The 14,461-nt window shown below is 42.0% G+C and carries 15 protein-coding genes; 6 read left to right on the top strand and 9 right to left on the bottom strand.

Annotated features, from left to right (window positions below; translation table 11 throughout):
- Positions 1-39: 39 nt before the first annotated feature.
- A complete protein-coding gene (locus DUL71_RS26845) occupies positions 40-417 on the top strand; it encodes a ribosomal maturation YjgA family protein (protein ID WP_114940927.1) in 378 nt (125 codons plus the stop codon).
- A 34-nt stretch (positions 418-451) separates the two neighbouring features.
- Here the strand turns inward: DUL71_RS26845 and DUL71_RS26840 are convergent, their stop codons facing one another.
- The 7 genes from DUL71_RS26840 to rsfS form a co-directional block, all read right to left on the bottom strand.
- The gene (locus tag DUL71_RS26840; protein ID WP_114940926.1) at positions 452-1,522 is read right to left on the bottom strand and encodes a PA0069 family radical SAM protein; all 1,071 of its coding nucleotides are present in this window, start codon (positions 1,520-1,522) and stop codon (positions 452-454) included.
- Positions 1,523-1,551: 29 nt separating this feature from the next.
- Positions 1,552-2,193, bottom strand: a complete 642-nt coding sequence (locus DUL71_RS26835; RefSeq protein ID WP_114940925.1) for a response regulator transcription factor — start codon at positions 2,191-2,193, stop codon at positions 1,552-1,554.
- The gene (locus tag DUL71_RS26830) at positions 2,159-2,989 is read right to left on the bottom strand and encodes a sensor histidine kinase (protein WP_114940924.1); all 831 of its coding nucleotides are present in this window, start codon (positions 2,987-2,989) and stop codon (positions 2,159-2,161) included. The genes DUL71_RS26835 and DUL71_RS26830 overlap by 35 nt, the downstream gene beginning before the upstream one ends.
- Before the next feature lie 676 nt (positions 2,990-3,665).
- Positions 3,666-4,037, bottom strand: coding sequence for a hypothetical protein (locus DUL71_RS26820; RefSeq protein ID WP_114940922.1), 372 nt, complete (start codon positions 4,035-4,037; stop codon positions 3,666-3,668).
- A gap of 193 nt (positions 4,038-4,230) precedes the next feature.
- Positions 4,231-4,869 carry a LutC/YkgG family protein gene (locus DUL71_RS26815; protein WP_114940921.1) on the bottom strand — a complete coding sequence of 213 codons (639 nt, stop codon included), beginning with the start codon at positions 4,867-4,869 and terminating at the stop codon, positions 4,231-4,233.
- Between the two features lie 57 nt (positions 4,870-4,926).
- Positions 4,927-7,038, bottom strand: a complete 2,112-nt coding sequence (ftsH, locus tag DUL71_RS26810) for an ATP-dependent zinc metalloprotease FtsH (protein ID WP_114940920.1) — start codon at positions 7,036-7,038, stop codon at positions 4,927-4,929.
- A 90-nt stretch (positions 7,039-7,128) separates the two neighbouring features.
- On the bottom strand, positions 7,129-7,503 hold the full coding sequence (rsfS, locus tag DUL71_RS26805) for a ribosome silencing factor (RefSeq protein WP_091167167.1): 375 nt from the start codon (positions 7,501-7,503) through the stop codon (positions 7,129-7,131).
- A gap of 47 nt (positions 7,504-7,550) precedes the next feature.
- Here rsfS and DUL71_RS26800 point away from each other — a divergent pair, with 47 nt between their 5' ends.
- From DUL71_RS26800 to pfkA, 4 genes are all read left to right on the top strand, one after another.
- Positions 7,551-8,324 carry a biotin--[acetyl-CoA-carboxylase] ligase gene (locus DUL71_RS26800; RefSeq protein ID WP_114940919.1) on the top strand — a complete coding sequence of 258 codons (774 nt, stop codon included), beginning with the start codon at positions 7,551-7,553 and terminating at the stop codon, positions 8,322-8,324.
- 16 nt (positions 8,325-8,340) lie between these two features.
- Positions 8,341-8,793, top strand: a complete 453-nt coding sequence (locus tag DUL71_RS26795) for a protein-disulfide reductase DsbD domain-containing protein (RefSeq protein WP_114940918.1) — start codon at positions 8,341-8,343, stop codon at positions 8,791-8,793.
- 23 nt (positions 8,794-8,816) lie between these two features.
- Positions 8,817-10,574, top strand: a complete 1,758-nt coding sequence (locus tag DUL71_RS26790; protein ID WP_114940917.1) for a protein-disulfide reductase DsbD family protein — start codon at positions 8,817-8,819, stop codon at positions 10,572-10,574.
- Positions 10,575-10,720: 146 nt separating this feature from the next.
- Positions 10,721-11,701, top strand: coding sequence for a 6-phosphofructokinase (pfkA, locus tag DUL71_RS26785; RefSeq protein WP_114940916.1), 981 nt, complete (start codon positions 10,721-10,723; stop codon positions 11,699-11,701).
- A 36-nt stretch (positions 11,702-11,737) separates the two neighbouring features.
- On the opposite strand, the gene DUL71_RS26780 is transcribed toward pfkA, so the two are convergent.
- Together DUL71_RS26780 and DUL71_RS26775 are read right to left on the bottom strand one after the other, a co-directional pair.
- Entirely contained in the window at positions 11,738-13,108 is a 1,371-nt protein-coding gene (locus tag DUL71_RS26780) for a PAS domain S-box protein (protein ID WP_114940915.1), read from the bottom strand.
- A gap of 54 nt (positions 13,109-13,162) precedes the next feature.
- Complete coding sequence (locus DUL71_RS26775) at positions 13,163-13,699, bottom strand: 5' nucleotidase, NT5C type (protein WP_244228844.1); 537 nt, start codon at positions 13,697-13,699, stop codon at positions 13,163-13,165.
- Positions 13,700-13,919: 220 nt separating this feature from the next.
- On the opposite strand from DUL71_RS26775, the gene DUL71_RS26770 reads away from it, so the two are divergent.
- Positions 13,920-14,438 carry a 30S ribosomal protein S16 gene (locus DUL71_RS26770; protein ID WP_112571405.1) on the top strand — a complete coding sequence of 173 codons (519 nt, stop codon included), beginning with the start codon at positions 13,920-13,922 and terminating at the stop codon, positions 14,436-14,438.
- The last annotated feature ends 23 nt before the right edge of the window (positions 14,439-14,461 follow it).

Here is a 14,461-nt window from a genome sequence, read left to right as displayed (position 1 = left end):
TGCCTTTTTTGTTGTGCTTATTTAGCCGATATTTATTTCATGCCTAAAAACCGTATAACCTATTTCATATTAACAATACTAACTATTATACTGGGCCTGTTATCCAGGCACTTTAAATTCATCCCATTATTTATTGGCGATATTTTATGGGCCTCTATGATTTATTTTATCATGCGGTTTCTTTTTATCAACAAGCCAGTTAGATTCAATGTAATTGCCTCCTTAATCTTTTGCTTCGCGATAGAGTTTAGCCAGCTTTATAAAGCGCCATGGATAAATGACCTGCGACGCACCTTGTTTGGCAGGTTGGTGTTGGGTGAAGGTTTTTTGTGGAGTGATTTGTTGTGTTATGTGATTGGGATAGGGATGGGTGTTGTCATAGATCTTAATTTAAAAAAGAATTCAAGATCCCTGTAAATAACTATTTTCCCATAAAGTCCCAATCGTCCACTCAAAACATACTCGTCTGTTTTCCTTTCCTCGGTACAAATAAACTATAGTCGTACTCAGGCATCTGCCTATCGCCCATAAAGCGCTTACAGGCCATTTTAAACATTTGATGGATAGATTCGGCTACTTTACCCTCGCCACTCATCCGGCGGCCGTAATCGCTGTCATTCAGGTTACCATCGTGCGTCGAGCGGATCATGTTCAATACCTTTTCGGCCCTGTCCGGAAAGGCTTTATAGATCCAGTCGCTAAAAATTTCGGCTATGCTACCGTTGAGGCGCACCATCGTAAAACCAGCGGCTAAAGCCCCCCTATCAGCTGCCGCTTTGATTATATTGGGCACTTCGTTACTGTTTAACCCCGGAATGATAGGCGCCGCCATTACCCTCACCGGAATACCTCTTTCCGATAGTTTTTGCACAACAGCCAAACGCCCCGTCGCGGTAACTGTACGTGGCTCCAATTTTTGACGGAGTTGCTCATTAAGCGATGTGATGGATACGTTTACATGCACCAGGTTCAACTTAGCCATATCTGCAAGCAGGTCGATATCCCGCAGGATCACGTTGTTTTTGGTGATGATACTTACCGGGTTTTTATATTTCCAAAAAACTTCCAATAGCCTTTGCGTTATCCCCAGCTTGCGTTCAACGGGCTGATAACAATCGGTATTACCCGAAAGCATGATGCAAACCGGCTGGTAATTTTTTTTGTTGAAATATTGCTCCAGAAGCTCCGGGGCATTTGGTTTAATAATGATCTTCCGCTCAAAATCAAGCCCGGCGCTAAAACCATAATATTCATGGCTGTTACGGGCATAACAATATATGCAACCATGCTCGCAACCCTGGTAAGGATTGATGGAATACATATGGCTTAAATCGGGACTGTTGGATTCGCTTACAATTTTTTTGGGCGTTTCTTCAAAAAGCTGCGTATTGGTATTTTCAAGCAACGGCTCGTCAATACCCTCAATATGATCAAGTACATACCTGTTTTTCAGAAACTTATTGTGCGTGTTTACCTGTGCCCCGCGTCCTTTAAAAAATTCCGGATTTTCCTCATGTGACATTGAACAAATTTGCTAAATTAATTAGCAAATTACAATTCAATCAATTTATTTTTTATACTGTATAAAACCAGTCCTACGCGGCTCTTGATCTGGAGTTTTTCAAAAAGCTGATCGCGGTAGCTATCAACGGTACGCACGCTGATATTCATGGCCTCGGCTATTTCTTTATAAGTAAGCTCGGTGCCGGTAAAACGAAGAAACTCAATCTCGCGCGGGTTGAGTTTGATATTCTCTAATTTGCTGTTGAAATTGGTAATCAGGTGACGGGTTACAAACTCCGGGTAATAAAGCTCCCCCTGCGATACTTTCAGGAGCGCATCTTCTACTTCATAAGGTTCCGAATCTTTAAGCAGATAGCCTTTTACACCCATTTTAACCATGAGCAATACCTTTTCGGCATCCTCAAACATCGATAAAATGATGATCCGTACACCGGGGTATTTTGACCGGAGTACCTGGGCCGCTTCCACGCCATCCATAACCGGCATGCTAATATCCAACAATACGATATCCGGAACGGTACCACTCTTAATAGTGTTTACAAGTTCCTGTCCGTTTGCCGCCTCAAATAGTATGTTGTATCTTTTAAAATTGGTTACAAGAGCAGCCATACCACTCCTGAAGAGTTTGTGGTCATCAACTAAGGCTATTTGAATGGGTTCCTTTAGCATAAATTTGTTGTACCAGGGGATTGAACGACAATTTTATCTGACAACCCTTACCAGGCGAACTGGTAATAATTACATCCGCGCCTACTAAAGCTGCCCTGTTTTCAATGTTCCGCAATCCCGAACCGCCCTTATTTTCAACCTTTTCGGCATTGAAACCAGCACCATCATCTTCGATGAGCAAATTAAACATTTGTGCAGTATAATACAAACCGATTTTAAGGTTAGCCGCCTTAGCATATTTCAGGGTGTTATTTACTGCTTCCTGAAATATCCGGAATATTACCAGCTCGCGCTGTTCCCCCATACTGTATACTTCCCCTTCAACAGTAAAAACAGCGTTGATAATACCGCTACGGGTTAAGCGCTCCGTTTCTGCTTCAAGTACTTTTATGAGCCCCAGCGAGCTGATATGCTCAAAGCTCATGCTTTTTGAAAGGTTTCTTAAATCATTAATAGTTTGCGAAATCAATTCCCGGTTTTCGTTTACGCGGCCTTTCTTTTCTTCGTCCAGACTATTGTTGAGCAAACCAAGGTTCAGTTTTACAAATGATAAAACCTGGGTGATATTATCATGGATTTCCCTGCTGATGTCATTGAGAGTTTGCTCCTGGATCTCTATCTGGGTTTTTAGCATCTCCTGCTTAAACGAAGCTTTCAGATTTTCGCGCTCCAGCAGGTTCTTGTTCTGCTTTTTTTGATACATAAGCATAAACCCAATAATGAATACGCCAAGCAACAGCATAAAAGCGGAACCCGCTATTATAACGAGGATAACCTGTTCTTCTTGAAAGAGCATATAAAGGCTATTGAAAATAAAAAATTCAATGCAAAAGTTGTTAGGTTGAGCAGCGTTGCCGTTATCAAATAAAAATGATAATTATTCCGATACACCATATAACTAAAACATGAGTAAAAAAACGTTGTGGATAAGTAATAAAAAAATATGCCAGTTAATGCCAGGAAAGGAGGGTGGGTTATCAGCTCAATATACTCGTCGCGATCATTGTTCAAGAGGCGATAGTAATAATCACAGATCATCCATATCAAAAAAAGATCTTGTATAAGGGTAGCTGCGGTTGCCCTTTTCCAAATCCCCCCTTGTACAAATAAAATATCAAGTATTGATAGCAAGATGACTACACCAGCACCTACATAAACCTTCTTTCGCCTTTCAATGCGCTCATCAAATCCTTGTATAAACCATGTAAAAAAGGCAAATAGCAGTATGTCTTCGATATTATTACACCACGCGTTTGAATGATAAATATTTAGCCAGCCAAAAATGTTCACAAAATCGTAAACAAGCAAAAAGCTTAATAAGGGCAATAATCGCTTAAAGTTCTTATCAAGCCCTTTATATGTAAAAAGGCAGCATACAAAAGCCACCACATCCATTACATAGTAAAAATTCTCCAGCATGAATGCTAAAATAACATATATACTTTAGCATTCATGAAACTGGTTTATTTATTCTATCCCTGGCACATAGGCGGGCATTCTCTTCCGCTGCTTAAAGCTGCCAGCCCGTTTACCGACAGATTTGCAACCTGATCACTCTGTATGGCATCAATATGTTCATCTTTACCCTCGCCTGCAACAGTACCAACAATAGCTACCGACGTTTGATGCGGTGCATTGCTGTGATCGGCATCATGAACTCCGAAATGCAACCTTACACCGGTGGCTTCAGGTGGCAAATTATTAACAAACTCCTTCAGCTTATCAATCGAGATCCATGTCGATTCGGTATCGTTAACTTCGTGATGTTTATCAATAACTGCTTTTCGGGTTTCCTTATACCGGGCTACCATTTCCCTGGCTGTTTTTAAGTCAATAGGGTCCATAAATTTCGGGGTTTAATTTTGCCCCCAATCTATATAATTATTACAAAACAACCTATCCGTTATTTCACGGTTTTACACCCCGTTAAAACACGGTAAACAAAAGAATTGAAGGAAAAAGGTAAAAGGTGTAAAGAAGAAACAGTGGATTAGTCAAATCCACTCAATCCTTAAATCCCGAAAATCAAGGTTCAGATTAGCCCTCCAGCATAAAAACAAACAGTTCCTTAGGGCCGTGGGCTCCTAAAACCAGTGTTTTTTCAATATCGGCGGTGCGGCTCGGGCCGGTTACCGTGCTGACCATGGATGGCAATTGGTTGCCGTATTTAGCTTTGATGAGTTTAAAACCATCTTTGAGGTCCATAACCATTTGCGAGGTATAGGCCAATACAATATGTACCGATGGATAGATACTCAACCTGCGGCCGGCCATGTTTCCGTTCGAAAGCAGGATACTGCCATTACGGGCAATTAACGCTTCGCAAAGGGTAAATCCCACTTCGGCTTGTTCAAAATCTTTATCAGTTTCGTAGTGGGGGTATTCAAACTGGTTCAGGATCTCCTGCAGCTTGGGTTCCCAGCAGTAAATTTTGTGCCATTTGCGTTCTTCGGCAAGGGTGAGCAGGTTTTCAATAAACTGCAGCTCATCTTCGCAAAAAACAAACTGACCTGCCACATTGGTGAACTGCTCGGCAAAGATTACCTCGGGCATTTCTTCGGAAGGAGGGTAAAGGGGAAGATCTTCCAGTTGAGGGTACGGGTTATCCCTTTTCTCCAAAAGCGCTTTCCTGATTTTTTTAAGCAGTTTTTCTTTTGATGTGGTGATATCCCTCATGGCTACAAAAAAGCAAAGCCACCAGCTTTGCCGGTGGCTTTGTATTATTATTTAAAATTAAAGTTTTGGATCTTCGCTGTCTACTCTTGACAGTTCAGGATTAGTCAGTGTATCAGGAATAGCGTTGTTATCCACATCCGGGTTTAACGCGGCCTCGCCGTTTACAAACTTATCATAGGTAGTACGCTCGTCAAACGGACGTTTACCTAATATCTCTTCCAGATCACTTTGGAATAATACTTCTTTTTCCAACAGCTTTTGAGCTATCTTTTCAAGGCCATCGCGTTTGGCATTCAACAGGTCTTTAGTTTTTTGATAAACCACATCAACCAGTTTACGCACTTCAGCGTCAATCATTTCGGCGGTAGTATCAGAGTAAGGTTTGTTAAACTGGTACTCGCCCTGTGGATCGTAGAATGATACGTTACCAACACTATCGTTCATACCATAAATTTTGGTCATGGCATAAGCAAGTTTGGTGATACGCTCTAAATCGCTCAAGGCACCGGTTGAAATTTTACCGAAAACGATATCCTCAGCAACACGGCCACCCATTGATACACTCATTTCATCAAGCAATTGCTCTGTAGTGTATAAAAACTGCTCTTTTGGCAGATATTGGGCATAACCCAGCGCGGCAACACCACGAGGTACGATAGATACCTTAACCAATGGATCGGCATGTTCCAGGAACCAGCCGGCAATAGCGTGACCCGCTTCGTGGTAAGCAACAATGCGTTTCTCTTCAGGAGAGATGATTTTGTTTTTCTTTTCCAAACCACCGATAACACGATCGATAGCATCCTGGAAATCGGTCATATCAACCGACTCTTTATTTTTACGGGCAGCAATCAGCGCAGCCTCGTTACAAACGTTAGCAATTTCGGCACCTGCAAAACCCGGGGTTTGAGCCGATAATTTTTTGGCGTCAACACCGTCAGATAATTTGATAGGTTTCAGGTGAACTTTAAAGATCTGCTCACGACCGATCAAATCCGGTTTATCGATAGATACCTGCCTGTCGAAACGTCCCGGACGCAGTAACGCTGAGTCCAATACATCCGGACGGTTGGTAGCAGCCAGGATGATGATACCAGAATCGGTACCGAAACCATCCATCTCAACCAATAACTGGTTCAGGGTGTTTTCGCGCTCATCGTTACCACCAACTATATTGTTTTTACCACGGGCACGACCAATAGCGTCAATCTCATCGATGAAGATGATACAAGGCGCTTTATCTTTTGCCTGGCGGAACAGATCACGTACACGTGACGCACCCACACCAACAAACATCTCCACAAAGTCAGATCCTGAAAGTGAGAAGAATGGCACCTGCGCTTCGCCGGCAACAGCTTTAGCAAGCAAGGTTTTACCTGTACCAGGAGAACCTACAAGCAGTGCGCCTTTCGGAATTTTACCACCCAGGTTGGTGTATTTTTTAGGATTTTTAAGGAAATCCACAATCTCCATTACCTCCTGCTTGGCTTCTTCCAAACCGGCAACGTCATTAAACGTAACGGTTACCTGGGCTTCTTTATCAAACAGGGTAGCTTTTGATTTACCAATGTTGAAGATCTGACCACCCGGACCACCGCCCGAACCACCGCTCATTCTGCGCATGATAAAGATCCATACACCGGCAAATAAGATCACCATAATAACACCTTGTACCAACCAGTTTGATAACAGGCTTTCGTGGCCCTGCTCAAATTGCAACGATACTTTCTGATCATCTGGTACATCTTTCTGAGCATCAGCAATTGATTTTTTCAGACTCTCGTAAGAGGCATCTGTAAAAGTAAACTGCGGACCGCTGCTGGTGCTTGTATTGAAAAAGTTTTTGTCTTTAGATACGTTATTGGCAAAATACGGCTTTGATAAGCTTTGTTGTTTGATATAAACATCGGCCATTACCAAATCACCACTTTTATAAGCTACAATTTTCTGAACATCATTGGTACGAAGCATGTTAGCTTCAAACTCCTGGAAAGTAACCGGTTTGCCCGATCCGCCGTTTAACAAGGCCGGGATCAATAAAAAAGCCAGGATAACAATACCATATAACCACATGATATTGAACTTTGGCGGTTTTGGAGAGGGCTTCTTGTTCACAATTTTTCGGATAGGTCTTGGATTTTCTGATTTAGAATCTTTAATATCTTTCATTTCTTTTAACGAGCTCAAACTTACAATCTATAATTTAAATTTTACGCGGTAACAGTAAGACTATGCGTTGAGCCTTTTTGTGACGGATGTTTATGCACTTTTATAATATTTAATATCTGCATCGCCCCACAAATCTTCCACTCCATAAAACTCACGTTTATCGGTCCTGAACACATGGATCACAACATCCACATAATCAAGCAGTATCCACTCGCCATGCTCAATTCCCTCTTTGCGCCAGGGTTCGGCTTGGGTGGCTTTGAAAATTTCATCCTCAATGCTATTTGCAATAGCTTTTACCTGTGTCGACGAATCAGCATGACAGATTACAAAATAATCTGCTACTGAACTGAAAATATTACGAAGGTCTAACCTAATAATATCATTGCCTTTTTTTTCCTGGATACCATGTATTGCCAGTTCTGAAATATAGGCAGATTCACTTAACACTTTGTTTTTTACCATCAAAAAGAATTAGTTTTGAACGTTTTTGAGTATAAAATTATTACACTTTGCAAAATAACATATTTTCAGGATTATTTGTTGGTCAAAATTTAGTAACAATTAAACAAGTTGACTCAACAAATAGTTTTCTTAAAAATCTACTGTCAAATTCCACGCCAGTACCTGAAGGTACGGTCATTATGGCAGAAGAGCAATATGCCGGCCGTGGCCAGCAACAAAACACCTGGCATAGCGAACCCGGAAAAAATCTCACTTTCAGTCTGTTATTAAAACCTCATTTTTTAGCCATCGCCGATCAGTTTGACCTGAACCGAGCAGCAAGCCTGGGCGTATATGACGCATTGCAACCCATCCTGGGCGAGCAGCTAAAGATCAAATGGCCCAATGACATCTATTACGGCGACCGGAAACTTGGCGGTATGCTCATTGAAAATACCATACAGGGCGGGCAGCTAAAAGACTCGGTTATTGGCATCGGCTTAAACATAAACCAGGAAAATTTCCCTTCCGGGGCATCAAATGCCACTTCTGTCAAACAAATCTTACAAAAGGATTATGAATTAACCCTGTTATTATCGGAAATTTGCAACTGCCTTGAAGTATACTATCTGAAACTCAAGGCTGGCGAAGTTGATTTTGTAAGGAATACTTACTTAAGCCGACTATACTGGTTAAACGAGGTTAAAAGCTTTGAGTCAAACAAGGGAGTTTTTAGTGGTACTGTAAAAAATGTACTGCCAAATGGCTTGCTGGTTATTGAAGATACTAAGGGGCAGCAATTGGAGTTTAACCTCAAAGAATTGAAATTTTTAAACAAATAAATAACTTAAAACACAAATGAAGAAACTATTGGTATTGGTAACCGCGCTTATCATCAGCGTTGGCGCTTACGCCCAGATCGAATCGCCGGTAAGGTGGTCATACGCGGCAAAAAAAATGAATGATAAAGAAGCTATTGTATACTTAAGAGCAACTATACAAAACGGCTGGCACATTTATTCACAAACCGTAAAGGATGGCGGACCAATAAAAACTTCATTTGAGTTTACCACATCAAAATTATATGCTCCTGTTGGTAAAACGTCTGAGCCAACTCCTGTCACCAAATACGAAAAATCATTCAGCATGAATGTGAGCTATTTTGAAAAGGAAGTTGTTTTTAGCCAAAAGATCAGTTTAAAATCGCCCAAAGCAACAGCGGTTACAGGTAAATTAACCTTTATGACCTGTAACGATATGAAATGCCTGCCACCAGAAGATGTTGAGTTTAATATTCCTTTAGGTAAATAATTCAGCACACCTTAACAGTAGTCATGAAATTATTAAATAGAGGCGCTTCCCTACGCGCCGGGCTTATCACATTAATTACCCTGATCATTCTTAATATAGCGGGGGCAAACCCGGTTTATGCAGTTCAGGCAAAAGCAGCCGATACTACCGCATCATCTGCCGGTATTACGTTTACAGATATCCCAACCGCTGCCGACAGCTTAGCCATCAGGAAAAAACACGCTGATTCGGTGAAAAAAGCGGAAGCGGCAAAGCCAGCAAAAGCAACCACCTCTGCTTCAAAAACAGCAGAAAAGCCAAAATCACTTTGGCACATCTTCATTGAAGGTTTACTGGGCGGCTTTACAGCGGTAATTTTGCCTTGTATCTATCCGTTATTGCCTTTAACTGTAAGCTTTTTCACCAAAAAAAGTGGCAGCAGAAGCAAGGCTGTTATGCAATCACTTATTTACGGGGTTTCAATCATTGTAATTTATGTTACGCTGGGCTTGCTGATCTCTATAATTTTTGGATCAGACGCGCTTAACGAACTGGCCACTAATGGCATATTTAATATTTTCTTCTTCCTGCTGCTCATCGTATTCGGTATTTCCTTTTTGGGTGCGTTTGAAATTACCCTGCCAAGCTCACTGGCCAATAAGCTGGATGCAAATTCGGATAAAGGTGGCCTTGCAGGTATATTTTTTATGGCATCAACATTGGTTGTTGTTTCGTTTTCCTGTACAGGGCCTATTATAGGTACATTGCTGGTTGACGCAGCTTCGAAAGGCGACAGGCTTGGCCCGGCAATGGGGATGTTTGGTTTCTCATTAGCATTGGCTTTGCCGTTTACCATATTCGCTTTATTCCCATCGGCGCTTAAAACCCTGCCAAAATCAGGCGGATGGCTTAACAGCGTAAAGGTTGTATTGGGCTTCCTTGAGTTGGCATTTGCATTGAAATTTTTATCAAATGTGGATCTGGCTTACCACTGGAACTGGTTTGACCGCGAAATATTTTTATCGCTGTGGATAGCCATCGGCTTACTGATCGGGCTTTATCTTATTGGTAAGATCAAGTTTTCGCACGATAGCGATGTTAAATACCTAAGCATCCCGCGCACTTTCCTGGCTATAATTACTTTCGCGTTTGTTATTTACATGATTCCAGGCTTGTGGGGAGCGCCTTTAAAATCAATAAGCGCGTTTTTACCTCCCGAAGCTACCCAGGATTTTAACCTGTCGGCTATTCCTGATGGTTCTGGTTCGTCTTCGGCAGCTCCATCGGCTGCTATACCGGCAAGTATTGGCGAACGCAAGTATGCAGCAAACTACACCCGCATTAAAACCAAAGGTTTAGATGCATGGTATGATTATGACCAGGCCTTACAGGTTTCAAAAGCTTTGCACAAACCAATCCTGATTGATTTCACCGGCTTCAATTGTGTTAACTGCCGCCAGATGGAGGCCAACGTATGGTCGGACCCGCAGGTTTTTAGCCGCTTGAAAAATGATTTTGTATTGCTGCAGCTTGTAGTTGACGACAAAGTTGAGCTACCTGCTTCCGAACAATTTGTGTCAGACTACAGTGGTAAAAAGATCACTACACTTGGTGGCAAATGGAGCAACCTTGAGGCCCAGCGTTTCAATGCAAACTCGCAACCGCTATATGTAATGCTTGACAGCGACGGCAATTTAGTTAAGGATGCATCGGGTGCCGAAATAGCCCCATCACCCGCAAATTATAACATTGCCAGCTATCTTAAATTTTTAGACAGTGGCATAGCCGCTTACAAAAAATAGGGATCGAGTTAAAAAAATAAATGTAAATTCGCGCAAAATTCAAATTCTGCGTTTTATTGGTTAGGCGCGGGGTTTAAATAACGAACAATATTTACAACCCTAATTAGTTATGAATAGGTTAGCCTGTTTATAACCAACACAAAAAAATGACTCAGATCAAAAATATCGGCGTTTTTACTTCAGGTGGTGATGCACCCGGAATGAACGCTGCCATAAGAGCGGTTGTACGTGCCGCGATGTATTACGGAATTGAAGTCACGGGTATTCGCCGTGGTTACGACGGTATGGGCAAAGGTGATTTTTTCACCATGAACCGTAAATCCGTTTCAAACATTATTCAGCGTGGCGGTACTATACTTAAAACCGCAAGGTGTGATGATTTCAGAACGCCAGAAGGCCGTAAAAACGCTTATGAACAACTGGTAAAACATAAGGTTGATGCATTGGTAGCCATTGGCGGCGACGGTACTTTTACCGGCGCTAAAGTTTTTGGCAGCGAATATGATATTCCGGTAGTTGGTTTACCAGGCACTATTGATAATGACCTTGTAGGTACCGATTTTACCATTGGTTATGATACCGCCATTAACACTGTTGTTGATGCCGTTGATAAGATCAGGGATACTGCCGAATCGCACGACCGCTTATTTATTGTTGAGGTAATGGGCCGCGACTCAGGACTGATTGCTTTACGTACCGGTATTGCTACCGGCGCCGAGGCCATCCTGATCCCCGAAAGCAAAACCGGGCTCGAAGGTTTATTTAACCGCCTTGAGTTTGGCCGCAAAGACAAAACATCACGTATTGTAATTGTAGCCGAAGGTGATGATACCGCAGGTGGCGCGTTTGAAGTTGGTCGCCTGGTTCAGGAAAAATTCCCTAATTACGATACCCGGATCTCTATTTTAGGTCACATACAACGTGGTGGTGCACCAAGCTGTATGGATAGGGTACTGGCAAGCCGTGTTGGTGCTGCTGCCGTTGAAGCTTTAAGAGACGGGCACCGCAACGAAATGATCGGCCTCATTAATGGAGAAGTAGCTTATACGCCGTTTGAACACGCTATTAAACATCACCAGGGTATTGATCCTAACATGATTAAGCTTGTTGAAATGCTTTCTATGTAATTTCAGCTAAAACGATAAATAAAACAGCCCGGGCTATTACTTAGTCCGGGCTGTTTTATTTGGCATGGTACTGTCAACAACAAGCCGGATGGCAGCATCAATTTCGGCGCTCACAGTAAACAGGTGGGCTATGATCTCTTTATTCTCGGGATTATAAAAATCTTCGTGGTCCATTAAACCTATAAGGCCCAGCATACTTGCTACCGGGCGGCGCAATTCATGCGAACTTAACGAGGCGATATTTCTTAAACGGTCGTTTTGGTCAACAAGCTCTTTTTGTATTTTGAGCCTTTCGGTAATATTATGCCCAAAGCATCCCGCGCCTATAATATCGCCGGCAGCCGTGTAGATGGGGTTAAAGCTCACTTCAAAATATAAGCTCTGTCCGTTCAGCGGGTCAACACTTTCACTGATGATTGAATAGCGTTCACCGTTTAAGGCGCGGTTATAATAAACCGTCCAGTCATCAATTATTTGCCGGCTAAAGCCCTCATGCTTATAGGAGTATTGGCCTTTATATGGTTTTACACCGGTTAAATAAGTAACCTGCTCAACATAAGCCTGGTTCATGTAGAGGTAGCGTAGCTCCTTATCAACCGACCAGATATGATCCTGTGTGTTATTGATAAGTGCTTCAAGGCTGTCTTTTATTTGCAAAGCCTCTTCCTGCATCTGCATTTGCGGGGTAATATCCCTGCCAATTCCCTGTACTTCAAATATATTCCCTTGGTTATCGGCTATGGAAACAAACTCCCATTCGGTATCATGAAGTGTGCCGTCCTTAGCAGGCTTTTTATGAACAAGCCTGACAATCTTACCGGGATTGTTAATACAATTAGAAAAAGCGTCCTCGCACAGATGAGCTTCCTCAGGAATGGTTGTTTTTGAAAAGTGATGCCCGATGATCTCATCTACGGCATATCCAAAGGTTTTCAAAAACTGACGGTTAACAAAGCTGAACTTACCATCGATACCTATCCTGACTAAAAAATTGGTTTGCGAATTAATAAGCGAATCTAAAAATCGCTCACGCAGGCCAGCTTTGCCAAAAGGCGCCGGGGTTGAAACCACAGCCAGGGCACTTGTGATATTACTTAATATTACCCTATGGCCGGTAAGCCCGTCAACAGTAAGTGTTCGTTTTTCGGTTAGTCGTTTTTGATCTGCATCCAGGTGATAAGTCATCTGGATCGACTCGCCGGGGGGCAAGTCAGCGGTAAGCCGTTCAATATCGGCCAGCACCTTAGGCTTTACCAACCCATTCAAAAAATTGGTATTTTGATGAAGATGCTCAACTCCTACACCAAAAAGCTCATAAAAGTTTTCGCTTGCAAACAGGTATTTCTGTTCGTCAAGATCAAAAACAATGGTACAATTTCCTTTTGTAGCAGGGTTTGGGTTAAACATGGAAACAAGCCGTAATTATTTAAAGGTATAGCTATTTATATGATAAACAAACAACTACAATAATTTTTCGGCAACCTCTTTCCAGGTATTTACCCTTTCATAATCGGTAAGCAACATATTATGCGGCGAGGTATAAAGTATTTTACGGCCGTTAAATGTGGCGAAGTTCTTAATCCGGTCATCAATCATGATATCTACGTCCAAAATCTTGTGCCCGCAAAAAATAATGTTTGTCCACGAGATAAAAGGGAAATGCTCTTCAAGCCAGGCCTGCTTATCCTCCAGAGAATATTTAAACTCCATAGCTGCGGACGCTATATATACATCATATTTATCATGCAGGGCTTTCACCACTTCCTGCGCATCGGGCATTACCGGAATATCCCTGAAAAAGCCACGCTCATTAATATATACGCGCAAAGTTTCACTTAGGTGAGGCGGCAGGATCTCCCTGAACTCCTTACCTTCCATATTGCCAAGGTTTATTTCTTCATTATGCCTCTCTTTATACATGCTGATGAATTTGCCAATGGTATCGGCAATAACTTCATCCATATCAATTGCTATACGTGTTTTCCGGGTGATGCTCATGGCGGGTAAGTTCCGATTTTTTTGATTTACTGCAATGTTAAGTTTGAAAAAACGACAATTGATCAGCAAAAAACTACCACTCATCAGCCAACCGAATCACACATCTACCTAAAACATAAATAATTAATTATCAACCATTTTTAATTATGATAAAAATTAATACCTTTGCATCCCCGCAGAAAGAACTCCGGGGATAATGTTGAATACATAAAAATTTACAATGGCAACTAAGATCAGACTACAAAGACACGGTAAAAAAGGTAAACCTTTTTATTACATCGTGGTAGCAGACGCACGCGCTCCACGTGATGGACGCTTCATTGAGCGTTTAGGTTCATACAACCCAAACACTAACCCAGCAACTATCGACATCAACTTTGACAAAACTTTAGATTGGGTTAACAACGGTGCCCAGCCTACTGACACTTGTCGTGCTATCCTTTCATACAAAGGTGTGCTTTACAAAAAACACTTACAAGGTGGTGTTAAAAAAGGTGCTTTAACAGAAGAGCAACTTGAAACTAAATTTGCTGAATGGCTTGACCAGAAAGACGGCAAAATCACCGGTAAAAAAACCAGCCTTAACGTTGCTAAAGACGAAGCCCGCAAAGCTGCTTTAGCTGCTGAAGCTAAAAAGAGCGAAGAAAAAGCTGCTGCTATCGCTGCTAAAAACGCTCCTGTTGCTGAAGAAGAAGCTCCTGCAGAAGATGCAGCAGCAGAAGCTGAAAGCGCAGAATAATTATTTGATTAAGCGTACAGAAC

It is taken from the genome of Mucilaginibacter endophyticus (assembly GCF_003351025.1).
GTDB classification, from domain to species: Bacteria; Bacteroidota; Bacteroidia; order Sphingobacteriales; family Sphingobacteriaceae; genus Mucilaginibacter; species Mucilaginibacter endophyticus.
The sequence above is the reverse complement of the archived record's forward strand: the minus strand, read 5'-3'. Positions and strand labels throughout refer to the sequence as shown.

Bases quoted from the DNA above. Each gene is read 5' to 3' on its own strand.
- DUL71_RS26845 (WP_114940927.1), top strand. From the start codon at position 40: ATGCCTAAAAACCGTATAACCTATTTCATATTAACAATACTAACTATT.
- DUL71_RS26840 (WP_114940926.1), bottom strand. From the start codon at position 1,522: ATGTCACATGAGGAAAATCCGGAATTTTTTAAAGGACGCGGGGCACAG.
- DUL71_RS26835 (WP_114940925.1), bottom strand. From the start codon at position 2,193: ATGCTAAAGGAACCCATTCAAATAGCCTTAGTTGATGACCACAAACTC.
- DUL71_RS26830 (WP_114940924.1), bottom strand. From the start codon at position 2,989: ATGCTCTTTCAAGAAGAACAGGTTATCCTCGTTATAATAGCGGGTTCC.
- DUL71_RS26820 (WP_114940922.1), bottom strand. From the start codon at position 4,037: ATGGACCCTATTGACTTAAAAACAGCCAGGGAAATGGTAGCCCGGTAT.
- DUL71_RS26815 (WP_114940921.1), bottom strand. From the start codon at position 4,869: ATGAGGGATATCACCACATCAAAAGAAAAACTGCTTAAAAAAATCAGG.
- ftsH (WP_114940920.1), bottom strand. From the start codon at position 7,038: ATGAAAGATATTAAAGATTCTAAATCAGAAAATCCAAGACCTATCCGA.
- rsfS (WP_091167167.1), bottom strand. From the start codon at position 7,503: ATGGTAAAAAACAAAGTGTTAAGTGAATCTGCCTATATTTCAGAACTG.
- DUL71_RS26795 (WP_114940918.1), top strand. From the start codon at position 8,341: ATGAAGAAACTATTGGTATTGGTAACCGCGCTTATCATCAGCGTTGGC.
- DUL71_RS26790 (WP_114940917.1), top strand. From the start codon at position 8,817: ATGAAATTATTAAATAGAGGCGCTTCCCTACGCGCCGGGCTTATCACA.
- pfkA (WP_114940916.1), top strand. From the start codon at position 10,721: ATGACTCAGATCAAAAATATCGGCGTTTTTACTTCAGGTGGTGATGCA.
- DUL71_RS26780 (WP_114940915.1), bottom strand. From the start codon at position 13,108: ATGTTTAACCCAAACCCTGCTACAAAAGGAAATTGTACCATTGTTTTT.
- DUL71_RS26775 (WP_244228844.1), bottom strand. From the start codon at position 13,699: ATGAGCATCACCCGGAAAACACGTATAGCAATTGATATGGATGAAGTT.
- DUL71_RS26770 (WP_112571405.1), top strand. From the start codon at position 13,920: ATGGCAACTAAGATCAGACTACAAAGACACGGTAAAAAAGGTAAACCT.